Origin of the sequence: Nitratireductor alexandrii, assembly GCF_004000215.1 — a bacterium.
GTDB classification, from domain to species: domain Bacteria; phylum Pseudomonadota; class Alphaproteobacteria; order Rhizobiales; family Rhizobiaceae; genus Mangrovimarina; species Mangrovimarina alexandrii.
Map to the genome: position 1 here is coordinate 386209 of NZ_RBVY01000005.1, position 18124 is coordinate 404332.

An 18124-nucleotide genomic window follows, 5' to 3' on the forward strand; every position below is an offset into this window, starting at 1 on the left:
GGACCGGCCTTAACGCCGGCTCCAATGCCACCAGGCGATCATCGCCATGGTGGCGAGACAGAGCACAAGCAGCGTGCCGGCGAAGGCCACAACCCCTTCGCCGGTCACAACCACCAGCGCGGTGACCAAAAGCGCCCCGCCCATCTGGCTTGCAAAACCGTAGAGCGAGGCGGAAAAGCCGGCGATGTCGCCATGCGGGTCGAGCACCATCGCCGCCGCATTGGAATAGACCACCAGATAGCTGGTTGCGAACAACACGAAAAACGCGGCCAGCAGCCAAGGCGTCAGCAGGCCTGCCAAAGCCGTCGCCAGGATCAAGGTCGCCGACAATATCAGCACCGCGTTGCCGACCAGCATCGCCGGCACGATGCCGGCCACGGCGATCAGCCGGCGATTGACCATCTGACCGATGACGATGCCGGTGCCATGCAGGGCGAAATAGAGCGCGAAAAGCCCGCCGGTAATGCCGAATTCGCTCTCATAGACCCGTGGCGCGGATGCCAGGATCAACAGCATGGTCGCCATCACCACCGCCGACAGGATCAGGAAATGGCGCGCCTGCGGATGGCCGACGAGCCGCCTGGTGCGGCGCAGATAGGTCGCCGGGCTGAGCGCGTCGGGGGCGAGCTTGGGAATGGTCTCGGAAAACCGCGTCAATGCGGCGAGCAAGAACACGCCGAACAGCGCCAGAACGGCAAAGATCGCCCGCCAGCCGAACAGCGCGGCAATGCCCGCGCCGGCGAGCGGCGCGACGATCGGCCCGACGGCGAAGATGGCGGTGGCAAACGCCAGATTGCGCGCCAGATCGGCGCCCGAATAGAGATCGCGGATGATGGCCCGCGACGACACGATCGCCGCCGCCGCGCCAAAGCCTTGCACCGCGCGTGCGCCCAGCAGCACCGTGATCGTCGGCGCCAGCGCCGCGACCGCGCAGCCGACGACGAACAGCGTCAGGCCCGCCGCCAGCACCGGCCGGCGCCCGTAGCGGTCCGACGCCGAGCCCCACAGCAATTGCCCGAAGGCGGCGGCGAACATGTAGAAAGTGATGGTCCACTGGACCAGCGCGTAGCGCGTGTCGAGCGCGTCGACCATGGCGCCGAAGGACGGCAGCGTGATGTCGACGGCGAAGGCGGAGACGGACATCAACAGCCCGCAATAGACGATCAGCGCACGCGCGCTCACCCCGATCGCCCCTCGAAGGAAATCGTCTCGACCAGCGAAAGCGCCGTGCGCAGCGCCGCACCGCAGGCGACCGCCATCTGCGGCAGGAGCAGCCATTCCAGCGTCCAGGCCGCGCCCGAACGCTCGTTTTCGTGCACCAGCGCCTGGTGCATGCCGGACAGGAGCGTGGCGTTGAAGCGCGCCAGGGCGACCAACAATTCGGCGCCGACCGGATTGACCTTGTGCGGCATCGCCGACGACCCGCCGCCGCTGGCAAGCCGGATCTCGCCGATTTCGCTCTGCGCGGCGAGCGCGATGTCCTGGCCCATCTTGCCGAGCGTGCCGGTCACCAGCGACAGCCAGGCGGCCAGGCCGGCAATGCCGTCGCGCTCGGCGTGGCGCACCGTGTCCGGCACCGTCAGGTCGAGCCCGACGGCCAGCCGCCGTGCCACCGCCGCGCCGGCCGCGCCGAGCTTGTCGCGCGTGCCGGCCGCCCCGCCGAAATGCAGCACGCACACACCCTCTCTCACCCCGGCCATCGCCGCGCGATGCCTGAGAAGCGGCGCGCGCCAGCTTTCGATCTTGCGTGAAGCCGGCACCGGGATCGCGGCCTGCATGCGGGTATGCGCCATCACCTCGACCGCGCCGTCGCGCACGGCGAGCGCGTCCAGCGCGACGGCCAACGCGTCGAGCCGGGCGCCGAAAATGTCGAACGCGGAGGCCAGCCGCAGCGCCAGGCCGGTGTCGATCACGTCCTGGCTGGTCGCACCGAAATGAACGTATTTCGCATGCGGCTCGCCGACCGCGGCGCGAAGCTGGCGCACCAGCTCCGGCACGACGACGCCGTCGCGCGCCGTCGCCTGATTCAAAGCCTCAAGGTCGGGCCGGAACGTCTTGATGCGACTCTCGATTTCGGCAGCCGCACCGGCCGGAACGACACCTTCCGCCCCCTCCGCCGCCGCCAGCCCCGCCTCGAAGGCGAGCATCGCCGCCATCTCGGCCTCGACCGAAAACAGCGCGGCGATCTCCCGGTCGCCGGTCAGGCCGGACAGGAAAGGATGCTCGAAGGGAAAAACGCTCACGATGACATGCGGCTCAGATATCGAGGAAGATCGTTTCCTTCTCGCCCTGGAGATGGATGTCGAAGGTGTAGACGTCGCCGTCGCGCGGCGCAATCAGGGTCGGCACCCGGTTCTTGTGCTCGATGCGCTGAAGCAGCGGGTCCTGCGCATTGGCCTCTTGCTCGTCGGCGAAATACATCCTGGTATGCAGGCCGAGATTGATGCCGCGCGCCACGATCCAGAAGGTGATGTGCGGCGCCATCAGCCGGCCGTCCTTGAACGGGACGCGGCCCGGCTTGATGGTGGAAAACTCGAACAGGCCGCTTTCCATGTCCGAAGCGAGCCGGCCCCAGCCCGAAAAATTCGGATCGGCGGCGCCGCGCAGCTCCGAGGGCGAATTGTAGAGCCCGGCCGCGTCGGCCTGCCAGATCTCGATCAGCGCGTCCTTGAGCGGCGTGCCGGTGCCGTCGATCACCCGGGCGCGCACGGTGATGCGCTCGCCCTTTGTCTTGTCGTTGACCATCGCGGCGCCGAGATCGTCGGCGAAGACGCCCTTGATGCCGGAGAAATTCGGCGTCAGCCCGATATGGACATAGGGGCCGGCCGTCTGCGAGGCGCTTTCCTTCAGGCGATTGAGCGACTGCACCATGATCAATTCCCCTCCAGCCGGTTTTCGAACAGCGTCGAGCGGCGGCCGCGCAGCACGATGTCGAACTTGTAGGCGCGCGCATCCATCGGGATCGTGGCCTGCATGTCGAGCGCCGCGACCAGCCCCTCCACCGCCGCGCGGTCGGGAATGGTGGCCACGATCGGGCAGCGCCAGATCAACGGGTCGCCCTCGAAATACATCTGCGTGATCAGCCGCTGGGCGAACCCGTGGCCGAAGACCGAAAAATGGATATGCGCCGGCCGCCAGTCGTTGACGCCGTTCGGCCACGGATAGGGTCCGGGCTGGACGGTGCGAAAACAATAATTGCCGTCGGCGTCGGTGATCACGCGCCCGCAGCCGCCAAAATTGGGATCGAGCGGCGCCAGATAGCTTTCCTTCTTGTGGCGGTAGCGCCCGCCGGCATTGGCCTGCCACACCTCCACCAGCGCGCCGGCCACGCCCTTGCCGCGCTCGTCGAGCACCCGGCCGTGGACGATGATGCGCGGCCCGATCGCACTTTCGCCGGGCTTGGCGAAATTGTGGATCAGGTCGGCGTCGAGCGCGCCGAGCATGGAATGGCCGAACACCGGCCCGGTGATCTCCGAAAGCGTGTTGTCGAGCGAGATCAGCGCCTTTTGCGGCGCGCGCACGACCGAGGTCTTGTAGCCCGGCGTATAGGCCGGCGGCTGCCACTGGCGGTCGCGCTGGAAAAACGCGCCGGTCTCGGGCCGTTCGTTCGACATCTCATCCCTCCTGTTCGGCGGCGCTTGCGCCCATTTCGTCGAGCGTCTGCTTGGCCACCTTGATGGCGTGGTTGGCCGCCGGCACGCCGGCATAGATTGCCACATGCAGCATCGCCTCGCGAATGTCATCCGGGCTCGCGCCGGTATTGGCGGTGGCGCGCACATGCATGGCGACCTCGTCGTAATGGCCGAGCGCGGCCAGCAATGCCAGCGTCACCATCGAACGCTCGCGCTTGGTCCAGTTGGGGCGCGACCAGACATGGCCCCATGCCGCCTCGGTGATCAGATCCTGGAATGGTTCGTCGAAGGGCGTCTTGCGCGCCTCCGCCCGCTCGACATGGGCATCGCCGAGCACGGTCCGGCGCGTCGCCATGCCTTGCCGGTGACGCTCCGGCTTTTGCGAATGTGCGGACATGCGGCCTCCATTTTCGGTTTTCCGCACTCAACCAGATTGAACCGGTTATGAAAAATGCTATTTTTCGCCGCTACCATATCAATAACGATATGAATGCGATGCAGATCAAGACCCGCCACCTTGCCGTTTTCGTCGAGACCGCCCAGCGCATGAGCGTCGGCAAGGCGGCGGCGGCGCTCGGCCTGTCGCAGCCGGCCGCCACCCGCACGCTGCGCGAACTGGAGGCCGCGCTCGACCGGCCGCTGCTGGCGCGCGAGGGGCGCGGCATTCGGCTGACGCCGGCCGGAGAGGAATTTTGCCGCCATGCCGCCGCCAGCCTGGCGGCGCTGCGCCGCGGCGTCGACGCCGTGCAGGATCTGGCGGGCAGCGGCCGGGCCGCGCTGCGGATCGGCGCGCTGCCGACCGTGTCGGCGCGCATCATGCCCAAGGTGGCCGCCGGCTTCCTCGCCGACACCGGCGCGCTGCTGACGATCGTGACCGGCGAGAACACGGTGCTGCTCGACCGGCTCGCGCGCGGCGAGCTCGACGTCGTCGTCGGCCGGCTGGCCGCGCCCGAGCGCATGTTCGGCCTGAGTTTCGAGCATCTCTATTCCGAGGAGGTGCGCTTCGTCGTCCGCCGCGGCCACCCGCTTGCCGACACGCACGCCTTCGCGCCCGCCGCCATCGCCGCCTACCCCGTCATCATGCCGACACCCGGCTCGGTCATCCGCCCGTATGTCGAACGCCTGCTGATCGCGCTTGCCCTGCCCGAGCCGCAGCGGCGCATCGAAAGCGTGTCGGATTCCTTCGGCCGCGCCTTCCTGCGCGAGACCAACGCGGTGTGGATCATCTCCGAGGGCGTGGTCGCCGACGAGATCGCCGCCGGCGCGTTCGTGGCGCTGCCGGTCGACACGGCCGAAACCCGCGGCGCCGTCGGCCTCACCCTGCGCGCCGACCAGGACCGCCCGCCGCTACTCGACGCCTTCGGCCGGGCGCTCCGCGCCGCCACCGCCGCGCTGCGCGCCTCTCAGTAAGGCAGGCCGACATAGTTTTCGGCCAGCGAGGTCGACGCCGCGCGCGAGTGCACCAGATAATCGAGTTCCGCCTCCTGGATCTTCTGCCCGAAGGCGCCGGTATCGGGGAAACGATGCATCAGCGTCGTCATCCACCAGGAAAACCGCTCCGCCTTCCAGATCCGGTTCAGCGCGCGTTGCGAATAGGCGTCGAGACCGGCCTGCGATCGCTCGCCGTAGAATTCGCCGAGCGCGTCGAACAGATAGCGCACGTCGCTCGCCGCCAGGTTCAGCCCCTTGGCGCCGGTCGGCGGCACGATGTGACCGGCATCGCCGACCAGGAACAAGCGTCCGAAACGCAGCGGCTCGGCGACGAAGGAGCGCAGCGGCGCGATCGATTTTTCCACCGACGGCCCGGTGGTCACCTGCTCCGCCGTCGCCGCCGGCAGGCGCCGCCGAATCTCGTCCCAGAACCGGTCGTCGGGCCAGTCCTCGATCTTTTCGTCGAGCGGCACCTGGACGTAATAGCGGCTGCGCGTCGTCGAGCGCATCGAACAAAGCGCGAAGCCGCGCGGATGGTTGGCATAGATCAGTTCGTGATTGACCGGCGCCACCTCGGCGATGATACCGAGCCAGCCGAACGGATAGACCCGCTCATAGGTTTTCAGCACCGCCGCGGGCGCCGACTTGCGCGCCGCGCCGTGATAGCCGTCGCAGCCGGCAATGAAATCGCAGTCGAGACGCTGCGTCACGCCGTCCTTGTCGAAGGTGACGGACGGACTGGCGCCGTCGAAATCGTGCAATGCGACGTTGGCCGCCTCGTAGACGCTGACGCCGCCGCTCTGCTCGCGCTTGTCCATCAGGTCCTGGGTGACCTCGGTCTGACCGTAGACCATCACCTTCTTGCCGCCGGTCAGATCCGCAAGGTCGATGCGGTGACGCCTGCCGTCGAAGGCCAGGTCGATGCCTTCATGCGCCAGCCCCTCGGCGCGCATGCGCGCGCCCGCCCCCGCCTCGTCCAGAAGCGCGCACATGCCCTCCTCCAGCACGCCGGCGCGGATGCGCTCCAGCACATGCGCCTTGGTCGCGCGCTCGAGGATGACGTTGTCGATCCCGGCATTGGTCAGAAGCTGTCCGAGCAAGAGGCCCGAGGGCCCCGACCCGATGATCGCCACCTGGGTGCGCATGAAATCTCCCACATTCCGCTTTCATGCCACACTGGACCTTGGACCTGTCGCGCCTCAATGGACACGCGGCGCAACATCTTGCACAATTCGCGCATGACTGAGAACAACCCGACATGACCCGACACGTCCCCACCTATCAGCTCTATGGCGACAAACACGCCGAAAGCGCCGATTTCTGGCTTCACTGCGAGTCCATCCCGGAGCGGAGCCGGCTGCACGACTGGGAGATTCGCCCGCATCGCCATGCCGCCTTTTTCCAGATATTGTACATTTCCAACGGCAACGGCGAAGCGCTGATGAACCGCGCCTATCGCCCGTTCGAGGCGCCGGCGGCGATCTTCGTCCCGCCCGGCGCCGTGCACGGTTTCCGCTTTTCCCCCGACATTTGCGGCCTGGTCGTCACCGTGCTGCGCGACCGGCTCGACCGGCTGACCGCCGCCGACCGCAACATCGCCGCCTTCGCCCGCGACCCGCGCCTTCTGCTCGACGCCGACACCGGCGCCCCGCGCGCCGTCGACGCCCTGTCGCGCATCGCCGCCGAACTTGCCGGCCACGCGCTCGGGCGCTGGACCATGCTCGACGCGCTGGTGACGGCGGCGTTGATCGAGTTCGCCCGCGCCGGCGCGACACATGCCGGTCAAGCCCCGCCGCCGGACGGCCTCGACCGCGAACGCGTGGAAGCGCTCGGCGCGCTGATCGGCGCGCATTTCCGCGAGCACCGGCCGGTCGGCTTCTACGCGGACCGGCTGGGCGTTTCGGCCGCGCAGCTAAACCGGATCGCGCAGCGCGCCACCGGCCGCAGCGTCAGCCAGCTTCTCACCCTGCGCCTCGTCGAGGAGGCCAGGCGCGATCTCGTCTTCACCTTTTTGCCCGCGCAGTCGATCGCCCTGTCGCTCGGCTTTTCCGACCCGGCCTATTTCAGCCGCTTCTTCCGCAAGCAGACCGGCATGACGCCCGGCGCCTTTCGCGAACGCGAGCGCGCGCGGCTGAAATTCTGACCGCGCGCCGGCCCCGCCCCCGGCCTCACACCACCGCCAGCGCCTGGGCCAGATCGGCGACCAGGTCGTCGGCGTTCTCCACGCCGATCGACAGGCGGATGGTGGTGTCGAGCACGCCGATCCGGTTGCGGATCTCCAAAGGCACGCCCGAATGGGTCATGGCGGCGGGATGGCTGGCCAGCGATTCCGTTCCGCCCAGGCTGACCGCCAGCTTGAAGATCTGCAGCGCGTTCAGGAAGGCGAAGGCCGCCGCCTCGCCGCCGCGAATGTCGAAGGAAAATGTCGAACCGGCGCCCGTGCACTGGGCCGCGAAGCAGCGCCCGGCCGGTGTGTCGGCACCGAAGAACGGCGGATAGTGCACCTTTTCGACCTTGGCGTGGTCGCGCAGGAATTCGGCCACGACATGCGCATTGGTGTTGGCCTTCTCCATGCGGATCGTCAGCGTCTCCAGCGAGCGGCCCAGCATCCAGCACGAATGCGGGTCGAGCTGGGTGCCGATCGCCCCGCGCAGCGCCTTGATCGGTTTCATCACCGCCTTGGAGCCGAGCACGGCACCCGCGATCAGGTCCGAGTGCCCGCCGACATATTTGGTCAGCGAATAGACCGAGATGTCGATGCCGTGGTCGAGCGGACGCTGGAACACCGGACCGAGCAGCGTGTTGTCGCAGGCGATCACCGGCCGAAGACCGTTCTGCCGCGCCGCGATCTCGTCGGCGACCCGCGCGATCAGTCCCATGTCGATCAGCGTGTTGAGCGGATTGGACGGCGTCTCGATGAAGATCGCCGAAACCCGGCCTTTGGCCAGCGCGGCATCGGCCGCCGCGCGCACCGCCTTGTCGTCGACGCCGTCGGAAAACCCGACCGACTGGATGCCGAAATCGGCCAGCGTGCGCGCCAACAGCGTCTCGGTACCGCCATAAAGCGGTTGCGAATGCAGGATCACGTCGCCCGGCCGCGCGATCGCCAGAAGCGTGGTGGCGATCGCCGACATGCCGGACGAAAACAGGATACAGGCCTCCGCCCCTTCATAGACCGCCAGCCGGTCCTCGACGATTTCGCTGTTGGGATGGTTGAAGCGCGAATAGACCAGTCCGGCGGCCGAACCCTCCGGCGGCTCCTTGCGGCCCGCGACGTAGTCGAAAAAGTCGCGCCCCTCCTCCGCGCTGTTGAACACGAAGGTCGAGGTCAGGAAGACGGGCGGCTTGACCGCGCCCTCCGACAGGACCGGATCGAAGCCATAGGACAGCATCAGCGTTTCGGGATGGAGGCGATGGTTGCCGATATGGGTCTTGTAGGGGCGCGGCGCGGTCATGAGGCTCACTCCAGATGGACTCGGTCCGCAGCCTAGCATCTCGGCCGGCCGGTTTCGCCCCATGCGTGCGCATAACGGGCCCTTCCTGCACAAGATCGGCGGCGGCGCTGCCCCACGAAAAAGGGGCGGTCGCCCGCCCCTTTCCCGCCGTTGTCAGGCCGTTTTGCTACTGCAGCGCCTTATCGGTGACCACATGCGTCCAGGCGCCCTCGGGCTCCTTGGTAATGACGGGGTCGGAACCGCCCTCCAGCAGCGTCTTGACGGTACGCTCGTAGTCGGCCGGGTCGAGCGCCCCGTTGGAGCCGGCCGTCAGCTTGGCGACCTCGCCCATCATCCGCTTCTGGTGCTTTTCGGTCTGGGCGCCGGTGGCGTCGTTGTCGAGCACGATCATCGCCGCCTCGTCCGGGTTCTCCTCGGCCCATTTCCAGCCTTTCATCGAGGCGCGCACGAAGCGGGCCAGCCGGTCGACGAAATCCCTGTTCTCGAGGCTGTCCTCGAGCACGTAGATGCCGTCCTCGAGCGTGGCGACCCCCTGGTCCTCATATTTGAACACCACCAGATCGTCGGGTTCGAAGCCGGCGTCGATCACCTGCCAATATTCGTTGTAGGTCATGGTCGAGATGCAGTCGGCCTGCTTCTGGATCAGCGGGTCGACGTTGAAGCCCTGCTTGAGCACCGTCACGCCCTCCTCGCCGCCATCGGTGGGCAGGCCGAGATGGCTCATCCACGACAGGAACGGATATTCATTGCCGAAGAACCACACGCCGAGCGTCTTGCCCTTGAAATCCTCCGGGCTTTCGATGCCGGTCTCCTTGCGGCACACCAGCATCATGCCCGACGATTTGAACGGCTGGGCGACGTTGACCAGCGGCACGCCCTTTTCGCGCGTGGCAAGCGCGGCCGGCATCCAGTCGATGATGACGTCGGCTCCCCCGCCGGCCAGGACCTGTGGCGGCGCGATGTCCGGCCCGCCCGGCTTGATCTCGACGTCGAGGTTTTCCTCCTCGTAAAAACCCTTGTCCTGGGCGACGTAATAGCCGGCGAACTGGGCCTGCGTGACCCATTTGAGCTGCAATGTCAGCTTGTCGGCGGCGAGCGCCTGGGCGGCGGCGAAGGACATCGCCCCGGCCAGCATGGCAGTCATCAATTTTTTCATTGTGCCGTTCCCTCTGTGGTTGAAGTGATGCCTATCCCGCACGGATAGACGGATGCCAAAACGTGGCGGCCCGTTCCACGAGCGCGACCACACCATAAAAGACAGAACCCGCCAGCGCTGCAACCGCGATTTCGGCCCAGACCATGTCGATGTTCATCCGCCCGACCTCGGTGGAGATGCGAAACCCCATGCCGACGATCGGCGTGCCGAAAAACTCCGCCACGATCGCGCCGATCAGCGCCAGCGTCGAGTTGATCTTGAGCGCGTTGAAGATGAACGGTCCGGCGGCCGGCAGGCGCAGCTTGAACAAGGTCTGCCAGTAGCCCGCCGCATAGGTGCGCATCAGGTCGCGTTCCATCGACGACGCCGCGGTCAGCCCCTGGACCGTGTTCACCAGCATCGGAAAGAAGGTCATGATGATGACGACCGCCGCCTTCGACGGCCAGTCGAAACCGAACCACATCACCATGATCGGCGCCACGCCGATCACCGGCAGCGCCGAGACGAAATTGCCGAGCGGCAACAGCCCGCGCTGCAAAAACGGCGAGCGGTCGATCAGGATCGCGACCAGGAAGCCCGATCCGCATCCCAGCACGTAGCCGGCCAGCACCGCCTTCAAAAAGGTCTGGCGGAAATCGGCCCACAGGATCGGCAGCGAATTGATCAGCCGTTCCCAGATCGCCGACGGCGGCGGCAGCAGCACGAAGGGAACCTCGAAGCCGCGCACCGCGCCTTCCCATAGCACCAGGAGGGTCACGCCGAAGATCAGCGGCACGGCGATACCGATCAGCCGCGCCTGGGTGCGGCTTTCCGGCTGCCGGCGCACCAGCCATTCGTTAAAGGCCCAGGCCGCGAGCCAGAACAGGACGGCGAGCAGGAACACACTCATCGCGCCATCCCCATGCGCTTCAAGACCAGGCCGTGCGCGAAACCGACCGCCATCACCAAGACCGCCGCGATCGCGGCCGCGGCAAACAGCGCCGCCCAGATCTGCACCGTCTGGCCGTAATAGGAGCCGGCCAGAAGCCGCGCGCCCAGACCCGCCACCGCGCCGGTCGGCAGTTCGCCGACGATCGCGCCGACCAGGCTGATGGCGACCGCGACCTTCATCGAGGTAAACAGGTAAGGCAGCGCGCTCGGCCATCTCAGTTTCCAGAACACCTGGCCGGCGCCGGCCGAATAGGTGCGCATCAGGTCGAGCTGGATCGCTTCGGGGCTGCGCAGTCCCTTGACCATGCCGACCACGACCGGGAAAAACGACAAATAGGTCGAGATCAGCGCCTTGGGCAGGATGCCCGACAGGCCGATCGCGTTCAAAACCACGATGATCATCGGGGCGATCGCCAGGATGGGGATCGTCTGCGAGGCGATCACCCACGGCATGACGGACTTGTCCATGGCCCGGTTGTGAACGATGCCGACGGCGAGCAGAATGCCGAGTACGGTGCCGATGGCGAAGCCGAGCAGGGTCGAAGACAGCGTGACCCAGCCGTGATAGACGAGGCTGCGCTTGGATGTCGGGCGCACATCGACCGTCGTCTTCCAGATTTCGGCCACCACCTGATGCGGGCTCGGCAGCACCGGCCGTTCCTGGTTGAGCGTGTCGCGGACAAGCTCGCCGGCCGTCCATTCCCGCTCGGCCTTGGCGTAGCGGTCGAGCTGCCACGGCGCGTTCAGATAGACCGCGAAGGCGTACCACAGCGCCACGAGCGCAACGACGACGGTGAGAATGGGAAACGTCTTGCCGGCGACGAGGCGCGCGCCCAGCGTGGGCCTTGCCGTCGGCACGTTCGCTGCGGGATCGAGCGCGGCCATCACCCGCCTCCGTGCGGCTTTCCTGGGCCGCGGCCGGCCGTGGCGGCCATCGCCCTGGCCTCATTCATAGCTGTGCCCCGCCCGTAGCCCCTCGCGCACGCGATGGGCGATCTTCAAAAACTCCGGGCTTTCGCGAATGTCGAGCGGCCGCTCCTTGGGCAGGGTCGAATCGATAATGTCGGTCACCCGTCCCGGCCTGGGCGACATCACCACGATCTTGGTCGACAGATAGACCGCCTCCGGAATCGAATGGGTGACGAAGCAGATCGTCTTGGTCGTGCGTTCCCACAATTTCAGCAATTGCTCGTTCAGATGGTCGCGCACGATCTCGTCCAGCGCGCCGAACGGCTCGTCCATCAGCAACAGATCGGCGTCGAAGGCGAGCGCGCGCGCGATCGAGGCGCGCTGCTGCATGCCGCCGGAAAGCTGCCACGGAAATTTGTTGCCGAACCCCTTCAGGTCGACCAGTTCCAAGACGCGCGCGATGCGCTGCCGCTGCTCGGCGCGCGCGATACCCATGATTTCCAGCGGCAGCGCGACGTTCTTCTCGATCGTGCGCCAGGGATAAAGCGCCGGCGCCTGGAAGACATAACCGTAGGCGCGCCGGCGCCGCGCCTCCTGCGGCGTCATGCCGTTGACGGTGATCGAACCGGCGGTCGGCTGTTCGAGATCGGCGATGACGCGCAGAAACGTCGTCTTGCCGCAGCCGGACGGCCCGATGAAGGACACGAATTCGCCCCTGCCGATCGAAAGATCGACATCGGCCAGCGCCCGCACCGGCCCGTCTCCGGTCTGGAAGGTCAGGCCGAGCCCCTTGGCCTCGACGACGCTTCGCGCCCCGGCCCCGGCCTCCGCCGGCAAGGCCGCGCCGTCGCCGGCCGTGGCCTCCTGCCTGATTGCGGCGGAACTATCGCGCATCGATCCGTCTCCCTTGGATACGCCGCCCCCGCGACGCTTGTGTCGAGGATAGAACGCCAAGCCGGCCGTCGCCAAGCCGCTGCCTTGGAGCCGCTGCGCCGGGCGCAGAACACGCAGGCAGCGCGCAAGCGCGCGACCGTCGCCGCGGGCTTGCGATCGAGGCGACGCGCAAGACCATCGTCACAGCCCGGCCGCCGGAATCACGTGGTCGCGCGTCAGCGGCGCAAGCAGCGCCCGCCGTGGCAAACCGCCGGGATACCAGGCCAGTTCGGCGATTTCGGCCTGAGCCGAGACCGGCCCGTCGTGATGCAGCCGGTAAAGGACGGCCTCGACGACATGGCCGGGCTCGTTGGCGGCCGGCGCCGAAAACCTGCCCAGGAAGCACAGGGCCCCCTCGTCGGTCTCAAGCCCCAGTTCCTCCCGCAATTCGCGCACCAGCGCATCGCACGCCGTCTCGCCGGCATCGATCTTGCCGCCGGGCTGCATGAAGATGTCGGTGCCGGCCTTGCGCACCAGCAGCATCTGGGCGCGCCGGTTGACGATGGCCGCGGCGGCGATCCGGATCGTTGCAGCCGTCGCCACACTCATGCGTGCGCCCCGACCGAGCGCCAGGCCGGGTTCAGCGCCTTTTCCCGCGCCGACAATCCGCTCTCGTCCGGCGACAGGCCGGCCACGCTTAGACCCCGCTTGCCGGGATGCCCGACCGCTCGACCTTGCGCGGGGCGGTGATCTCCTTCCATTGCGACAGCGCCGTGCTGACCGGGCCGCGCGCCTCGCGCGCGACGAACTGGCCGTGGCCGGGCTTGGCCTTGACCTCGAAATCGTCGACGACGACCTCGCCGCGCGACAAGACGTATTTCGGCAGGCCCTTGACCTCGATCCCCTCGAACACGTTGTAATCGATCGCCGATTGCTGCGTCTTGGCCGAGATCGTCTTGGTCTTTTCCGGATCCCAGACCACGATGTCGGCGTCGGCGCCCTCGGTGATCGCCCCCTTCTTGGGATACATTCCGAAAATCTTGGCCGGGTTGGTGGAGGTGACGGCGACGAATTCGTTCATCGTCAGCCGGCCGGTTGAAACGCCATAGGTCCACAGGACCGGCAAGCGGTCCTCGAGCCCGCCAGTGCCGTTGGGGATTTTTGTGAAATCGCCGATGCCGGTGCGTTTCTGCTCGGTGGTGAAGGCGCAGTGGTCGGTGGCCACCACCTGCAGCGAGCCGGCCGACAGCCCTGCCCACAGCGAATCCTGATGCTGCTTGTCGCGGAAGGGCGGGCTCATCACCCGCCGCGCGGCGTGGTCCCAGTCGGCATTGGCGTATTCGCTCTCGTCGAGCACCAGATGCTGGACCAAGGGCTCGCCGTAGACCCGCATGCCCTTCTGGCGCGCCCGGCGGATCGCCTCGTGGCTCTGCTCGCAGCTCGTATGGACCACGTAAAGCGGCGCGCCGGTCGCATCCGCGATCATGATGGCGCGGTTGGTCGCCTCGCCCTCGACCTCGGGCGGGCGCGAATAGGCGTGCGCCTCCGGCCCGTTATTGCCTTCGGCAAGCAGCTTTTGCTGCAGGGCGGCGACCACGTCGCCGTTTTCGGCATGCACCATCGGCAGGGCGCCGAGCTCGGCGCAGCGACTGAACGAGGAATACATCTCGTCGTCATTGACCATCAGCGCGCCCTTATAGGCCATGAAATGCTTGAACGAGGTGATGCCGCGCTCGACCACTTCCGGCATTTCGTTGAACACCTGCTCGCCCCACCAGGTGATCGCCATGTGGAAGGAATAGTCGCAGCAGGCGCGGGTCGACTTGTTGTCCCACATCTTGATGGCGTCGAGCGGCGAGCCGTCGGGCTGGCAAAGGCAGAAATCGATCACCATCGTGGTGCCGCCCGAGAGCGCCGCGCGCGTGCCGGACTCGAAATCGTCGGTCGAATAGGTGCCCATGAAGGGCATTTCCAGATGGGTGTGCGGGTCGATGCCGCCCGGCAGAACGTAGCAGCCGGTGGCGTCGATCTCATGGTCGGCGTGCAGATCCGGCCCGATGCCGACGATCTTGTCGTGCTTGATCAGCACGTCCGCCTTCCATGTCCGGTCCGCGGTGACGATGGTTCCGTTCTTGATGACTTTGGACATGCTGCAACCTCCCTGCTGGTCTTCGTCGTGGCCTCACGCCGTCGGATCGGCGCGCCGGCCGCTCATGCGGCCCTGCCGCTCCGGCGCCAGGCGCCGTTTTTCCTTTTCGGCGCCCCCACGCCTGAAATCTTGTCTTGGCCGACTGCGCGCGCCATCGCCTCACACCGCCCCGAACACGTCGATCGCCGTGCCGTGCACGCCGATGTCGACCGGGCCGAACACGGTGGCGACGGCGAGCGCGAAATAACCGGCCTTCGGCATGTAGACGACGTGATAGCGTTCGTCGCCGCGCGTCACCGACCAGCAACGCTGCTCGAGGCCGCCGGAAAACCCTACCATGACCGGAGCCGGTTCGATCAAGTCGGCCTCGAAATCCGCCAGCGTGCGTTCATACCAGCTAGCCGTCGCGGCGCTGCCGGTGCGCGAGGTCCTGCGCGCCTCGGCGACCGGATCATAGGCCGCGATCTCGCCGGCGATGATCGCCTTGATCGCCCGCGGCCCGATCGCGCCAGCACGCACGGCCACGGCTTACCCGATCCACTCGACTGTGGCAGGACGGGTCGGCGCCGGGGCCCTCCGTGAAGGCCTGTCGACCCGCGCCGGCATGCGTCGAGCCCGCGCATGACCAGCCGATACGGAACGCCAATTCCTCACTCCACGATCTCCGCCGTCTCGACCACCGCGTGGAACAGCACGTCGGCGCCGGCGGCGGCCCAGTCCTTGGAGATTTCCTCGGCCTCGTTGTGCGAAAGCCCGTCGACGCACGGGCACATCACCATCGCCGTCGGCGCGACCCGATTGACCCAGCAGGCGTCGTGGCCCGCGCCCGAAACGATATCGCGATGCGAATAGCCGAGCCGTTCGGCCGCCTCGCGCACCGCCGTCACGCAGCCTTCGTCGAAGGTGACGGGATCGAAATGGCCGACCGGTTCGATCTCGATGCCAAGCCCGAGTTCCTCGGCGATTTTCGGCGCCTCGGCCTCGAGCCGCGCCTTCATCGCGTCGAGCGTTTCCCGGTCGGGCGAGCGGAAATCGATGGTGAAGACCACCTTGCCGGGAATGACGTTGCGCGAATTGGGATAGACGTCGCAATGGCCGATGGCGCCGACCGCGGCCGGCTGATGGCTCATGGCGATCTCGTGCACCAGCTCGGTGATGCGCGCCATGCCGAGCCCGGCATTCTTGCGCATCGGCATCGGCGTCGAGCCGGTATGCGAATCCTTGCCGGTCAGCGTCACCTGCAGCCACCACAGCCCCTGGCCGTGCGTGACCACGCCGATATCCTTGCCCTCGGCCTCCAGGATCGGCCCCTGCTCGATATGCAGCTCGAAGAAGGCGTGCATCTTGCGCGCGCCGACCTTTTCCTCGCCCTTCCAGCCGATGCGTTCCAGTTCCTCGCCGAAGGTCTTGCCCTTGGCGTCCTCGCGCGCATAGGCCCAGTCGAGCGTATGTTCGCCGGCGAACACGCCCGAGGCCAGCATCGCCGGCGCGAAGCGGGTGCCCTCCTCGTTGGTCCAGTTGGTGACCACGATCGGGTGTTTGGTCTTGATGCCGAGGTCGTTGAGCGTGCGGATGAGTTCCAGCCCGCCGAGCACGCCGAGCACGCCGTCATATTTGCCGCCGGTCGGCTGGGTGTCGAGATGCGAGCCGACATAGACCGGCAGCGCGTCGGGGTCGGTGCCCTCGCGGCGCGCGAACATGGTGCCCATTTCGTCGACGCCCATCTCCAGTCCCGCCGCCTCGCACCAGCGCTGGAACAGGCGCCGGCCCTCGCCGTCCTCGTCGGTCAGCGTCTGGCGGTTGTTGCCCCCGGCCACACCGGGACCGATCTTCGCCATCTCCATCAGGGACTCCCAGAGACGGTCGGCGTTGATCCTCAAATTCTCGCCCGGTGCGGCCATGTGCTGATTTCCCCTATTTCAGTTCGACTTCCACGAAGGCCATCGCCCTGTCGCCGGCATTGACGACATTGTGCTCGACGCCCTCGTCGCGGCGATAGCTGGCGCCGGCCTCCATGTCGACGCGGCGCGCCGCCCCGCCCGGCTCTTCCAGCAGGAAGGCGCAGGGCGTGAGCGTGGTCACGACATAGTCCATGCCGTGCCGGTGCCAGCCGGTTTCCGCGCCCGGCGGGAAATCCCACCGGGTCACGCGCACGCGCTCGTCGTCGATCAAGACGTCGTGGCTGGCTTTCGGGCGTTCGCTGCCCATCTCAATCCACCATGGTCAGCACTTCGCGCACATGGTCGACGAGTTCGTCGATCTGGCCCTTGGTGATGATCAACGGCGGCGACAGCGCGATGATGTCGCCGGTGGTGCGGATCAGCGCGCCGCGCTCGAACGCCTTCACGAAGGCCGAGAAGGCGCGCTTGCTCGGCTGGCCGGCGATCGGTTCCAGCTCGATCGCCCCGACGAGGCCGATATTGCGCACGTCGATGACATGCGGGGCGTCCTTGAGCGAATGCAGCGCGTTCGCCCAGTGCTCCGACAGCTCCGCCGCGCGCGTCAACAAACCCTCTTCCTTGTAGGTGTCGAGCGTGGCGATCGCCGCCGCCGAGGCGATCGGATTGCCGGAATAGGTGTAACCGTGGAAGAACTCGATCAGGTGTTCCGGCCCGTTCATGAAGGCGTCGTGAATCTCCTTCTTCACGAACACCGCGCCCATCGGCACGACGCCGTTGGTCACGCCCTTGGCGGTGGTCATGATGTCGGGGATGACATCGAAATAATCGGCGGCGAACGGCGTGCCGAGACGGCCGAACCCGGTGATGACCTCGTCGAAGATCAGCAGAATGCCGTGCTTGTCGCAGATCTCGCGCAGGCGCTTGAGATAACCTTTCGGCGGGATCAGCACGCCGGTCGACCCGGCGACGGGCTCCACGATCACCGCGGCGACGGTCGAGGCGTCGTGCAGCGCCACGATGCGCTCCAGCTCATCGGCAAGGTCGGCGCCGTGCTCGGGCTCGCCGCGCACGAAATTGTTCTGTTCGGGCAGATGGGTGTGCGGCAGATGGTCGACGCCGGTCAGAAGCGTGCCGAACATCTTGCGGTTGGCGACGATGCCGCCGACCGAGATGCCGCCGAAATTGACGCCGTGATAGCCGCGCTCGCGTCCGACCAGCCGGAAGCGCGAGCCCTCGCCCTTCACGCGGTGGTAGGCGAGCGCGATCTTGAGCGCGGTGTCGACGGATTCGGACCCGGAATTGGTGAAGAACACATGGTCCATGCCCTGCGGCGCGACGTCGACCAGCCGGTTGGCGAGTTCGAACACGATCGGATGGCCCATCTGGAAGGCGGGCGCGTAGTCGAGCTCGGCCGCCTGGCGCTGGATCGCCTCGGTGATCTTGGGGCGGCAATGGCCGGCATTGACGCACCACAGCCCGGCCGTGCCGTCGAGGATCTTGCGGCCGTCGGACGCGGTGTAGTGCATGTCCTCGGCGGCGACGAGCATGCGCGGCGCCTGCTTGAACTGACGGTTGGCGGTGAACGGCATCCAGAACGCGGAAAGATCGTTCGGTGCGACATTCAGTCTGTTGGACATACCAGGCCTTTCATTTTGTGGTTTGAGCCGATGTTGCGCCAACGTTTGGTT

Annotated in this window: 19 protein-coding genes; 2 read left to right on the forward strand and 17 right to left on the reverse strand. The window is 66.9% G+C overall.

Annotation, left to right across the window (positions count from 1 at the left end):
• Positions 1–9 precede the first annotated feature (9 nt).
• From EP380_RS14055 to pcaC, 5 genes are read right to left on the reverse strand one after another with little or no spacing between them, the layout of a single operon-like run.
• The gene (locus EP380_RS14055) at positions 10–1182 is read right to left on the reverse strand and encodes a multidrug effflux MFS transporter (protein ID WP_164749853.1); all 1173 of its coding nucleotides are present in this window, start codon (positions 1180–1182) and stop codon (positions 10–12) included.
• Positions 1179–2243: a 3-carboxy-cis,cis-muconate cycloisomerase gene (locus EP380_RS14060; RefSeq protein ID WP_127599041.1), complete on the reverse strand. Its 1065-nt coding sequence runs from the start codon at positions 2241–2243 to the stop codon at positions 1179–1181. Before EP380_RS14060 ends, EP380_RS14055 begins: the two co-directional genes overlap by 4 nt.
• A gap of 13 nt (positions 2244–2256) precedes the next feature.
• Positions 2257–2871 carry a protocatechuate 3,4-dioxygenase subunit alpha gene (gene pcaG, locus EP380_RS14065; protein WP_127599042.1) on the reverse strand — a complete coding sequence of 205 codons (615 nt, stop codon included), beginning with the start codon at positions 2869–2871 and terminating at the stop codon, positions 2257–2259.
• A gap of 2 nt (positions 2872–2873) precedes the next feature.
• Positions 2874–3614 (reverse strand): protocatechuate 3,4-dioxygenase subunit beta, encoded by a 741-nt coding sequence (pcaH, locus tag EP380_RS14070; protein WP_106571495.1) that lies wholly within the window; start codon positions 3612–3614, stop codon positions 2874–2876.
• 1 nt (position 3615) lies between these two features.
• On the reverse strand, positions 3616–4029 hold the full coding sequence (gene pcaC, locus EP380_RS14075) for a 4-carboxymuconolactone decarboxylase (RefSeq protein ID WP_127599043.1): 414 nt from the start codon (positions 4027–4029) through the stop codon (positions 3616–3618).
• Between the two features lie 89 nt (positions 4030–4118).
• On the opposite strand from pcaC, the gene pcaQ reads away from it, so the two are divergent.
• Complete coding sequence (gene pcaQ, locus EP380_RS14080; protein WP_127599113.1) at positions 4119–5042, forward strand: pca operon transcription factor PcaQ; 924 nt, start codon at positions 4119–4121, stop codon at positions 5040–5042.
• Here the strand turns inward: pcaQ and pobA are convergent.
• Positions 5036–6208 (reverse strand): 4-hydroxybenzoate 3-monooxygenase, encoded by a 1173-nt coding sequence (gene pobA, locus EP380_RS14085; protein WP_127599044.1) that lies wholly within the window; start codon positions 6206–6208, stop codon positions 5036–5038. The two genes, pcaQ and pobA, sit on opposite strands and share 7 nt — an antisense overlap.
• 113 nt (positions 6209–6321) lie before the next feature.
• On the opposite strand from pobA, the gene EP380_RS14090 reads away from it, so the two are divergent.
• Positions 6322–7206 (forward strand): helix-turn-helix domain-containing protein, encoded by an 885-nt coding sequence (locus tag EP380_RS14090; RefSeq protein WP_127599045.1) that lies wholly within the window; start codon positions 6322–6324, stop codon positions 7204–7206.
• A gap of 25 nt (positions 7207–7231) precedes the next feature.
• Here the strand turns inward: EP380_RS14090 and EP380_RS14095 are convergent, their stop codons facing one another.
• The 11 genes from EP380_RS14095 to aptA form a co-directional block, all read right to left on the reverse strand.
• The gene (locus EP380_RS14095) at positions 7232–8518 is read right to left on the reverse strand and encodes a cystathionine gamma-synthase family protein (RefSeq protein ID WP_106571491.1); all 1287 of its coding nucleotides are present in this window, start codon (positions 8516–8518) and stop codon (positions 7232–7234) included.
• A 166-nt stretch (positions 8519–8684) separates the two neighbouring features.
• Positions 8685–9674 (reverse strand): ABC transporter substrate-binding protein, encoded by a 990-nt coding sequence (locus EP380_RS14100; protein ID WP_106571490.1) that lies wholly within the window; start codon positions 9672–9674, stop codon positions 8685–8687.
• Between the two features lie 31 nt (positions 9675–9705).
• Positions 9706–10563: an ABC transporter permease gene (locus tag EP380_RS14105; protein WP_127599046.1), complete on the reverse strand. Its 858-nt coding sequence runs from the start codon at positions 10561–10563 to the stop codon at positions 9706–9708.
• Positions 10560–11489, reverse strand: a complete 930-nt coding sequence (locus tag EP380_RS14110) for an ABC transporter permease (protein ID WP_106571488.1) — start codon at positions 11487–11489, stop codon at positions 10560–10562. Before EP380_RS14110 ends, EP380_RS14105 begins: the two co-directional genes overlap by 4 nt.
• 60 nt (positions 11490–11549) lie before the next feature.
• Entirely contained in the window at positions 11550–12407 is an 858-nt protein-coding gene (locus EP380_RS14115; RefSeq protein ID WP_127599047.1) for an ABC transporter ATP-binding protein, read from the reverse strand.
• 180 nt (positions 12408–12587) lie between these two features.
• Complete coding sequence (locus EP380_RS14120; protein ID WP_127599048.1) at positions 12588–12995, reverse strand: NUDIX hydrolase; 408 nt, start codon at positions 12993–12995, stop codon at positions 12588–12590.
• A gap of 88 nt (positions 12996–13083) precedes the next feature.
• Positions 13084–14535, reverse strand: a complete 1452-nt coding sequence (gene hydA, locus EP380_RS14125) for a dihydropyrimidinase (protein WP_106571485.1) — start codon at positions 14533–14535, stop codon at positions 13084–13086.
• A 159-nt stretch (positions 14536–14694) separates the two neighbouring features.
• On the reverse strand, positions 14695–15060 hold the full coding sequence (locus EP380_RS14130) for a hypothetical protein (RefSeq protein WP_127599049.1): 366 nt from the start codon (positions 15058–15060) through the stop codon (positions 14695–14697).
• Positions 15061–15185: 125 nt separating this feature from the next.
• Positions 15186–16436 carry a Zn-dependent hydrolase gene (locus tag EP380_RS14135; RefSeq protein WP_127599050.1) on the reverse strand — a complete coding sequence of 417 codons (1251 nt, stop codon included), beginning with the start codon at positions 16434–16436 and terminating at the stop codon, positions 15186–15188.
• A 13-nt stretch (positions 16437–16449) separates the two neighbouring features.
• Entirely contained in the window at positions 16450–16743 is a 294-nt protein-coding gene (locus tag EP380_RS14140; RefSeq protein ID WP_127599051.1) for a cupin domain-containing protein, read from the reverse strand.
• 1 nt (position 16744) lies between these two features.
• On the reverse strand, positions 16745–18073 hold the full coding sequence (gene aptA, locus EP380_RS14145; RefSeq protein ID WP_106571481.1) for an omega-aminotransferase AptA: 1329 nt from the start codon (positions 18071–18073) through the stop codon (positions 16745–16747).
• Positions 18074–18124 lie beyond the last annotated feature (51 nt).

Coding starts and splice junctions, on each gene's coding strand:
- EP380_RS14120 (WP_127599048.1), bottom strand. CDS start 12,995: ATGAGTGTGGCGACGGCTGCAACGATCCGGATCGCCGCCGCGGCCATC.
- pobA (WP_127599044.1), bottom strand. CDS start 6,208: ATGCGCACCCAGGTGGCGATCATCGGGTCGGGGCCCTCGGGCCTCTTG.
- pcaG (WP_127599042.1), bottom strand. CDS start 2,871: ATGGTGCAGTCGCTCAATCGCCTGAAGGAAAGCGCCTCGCAGACGGCC.
- EP380_RS14115 (WP_127599047.1), bottom strand. CDS start 12,407: ATGCGCGATAGTTCCGCCGCAATCAGGCAGGAGGCCACGGCCGGCGAC.
- pcaH (WP_106571495.1), bottom strand. CDS start 3,614: ATGTCGAACGAACGGCCCGAGACCGGCGCGTTTTTCCAGCGCGACCGC.
- EP380_RS14110 (WP_106571488.1), bottom strand. CDS start 11,489: ATGGCCGCGCTCGATCCCGCAGCGAACGTGCCGACGGCAAGGCCCACG.
- hydA (WP_106571485.1), bottom strand. CDS start 14,535: ATGTCCAAAGTCATCAAGAACGGAACCATCGTCACCGCGGACCGGACA.
- EP380_RS14105 (WP_127599046.1), bottom strand. CDS start 10,563: ATGAGTGTGTTCCTGCTCGCCGTCCTGTTCTGGCTCGCGGCCTGGGCC.
- EP380_RS14100 (WP_106571490.1), bottom strand. CDS start 9,674: ATGAAAAAATTGATGACTGCCATGCTGGCCGGGGCGATGTCCTTCGCC.
- pcaQ (WP_127599113.1), top strand. CDS start 4,119: ATGAATGCGATGCAGATCAAGACCCGCCACCTTGCCGTTTTCGTCGAG.
- EP380_RS14090 (WP_127599045.1), top strand. CDS start 6,322: ATGACCCGACACGTCCCCACCTATCAGCTCTATGGCGACAAACACGCC.
- EP380_RS14135 (WP_127599050.1), bottom strand. CDS start 16,436: ATGGCCGCACCGGGCGAGAATTTGAGGATCAACGCCGACCGTCTCTGG.
- aptA (WP_106571481.1), bottom strand. CDS start 18,073: ATGTCCAACAGACTGAATGTCGCACCGAACGATCTTTCCGCGTTCTGG.
- EP380_RS14140 (WP_127599051.1), bottom strand. CDS start 16,743: ATGGGCAGCGAACGCCCGAAAGCCAGCCACGACGTCTTGATCGACGAC.
- pcaC (WP_127599043.1), bottom strand. CDS start 4,029: ATGTCCGCACATTCGCAAAAGCCGGAGCGTCACCGGCAAGGCATGGCG.
- EP380_RS14095 (WP_106571491.1), bottom strand. CDS start 8,518: ATGACCGCGCCGCGCCCCTACAAGACCCATATCGGCAACCATCGCCTC.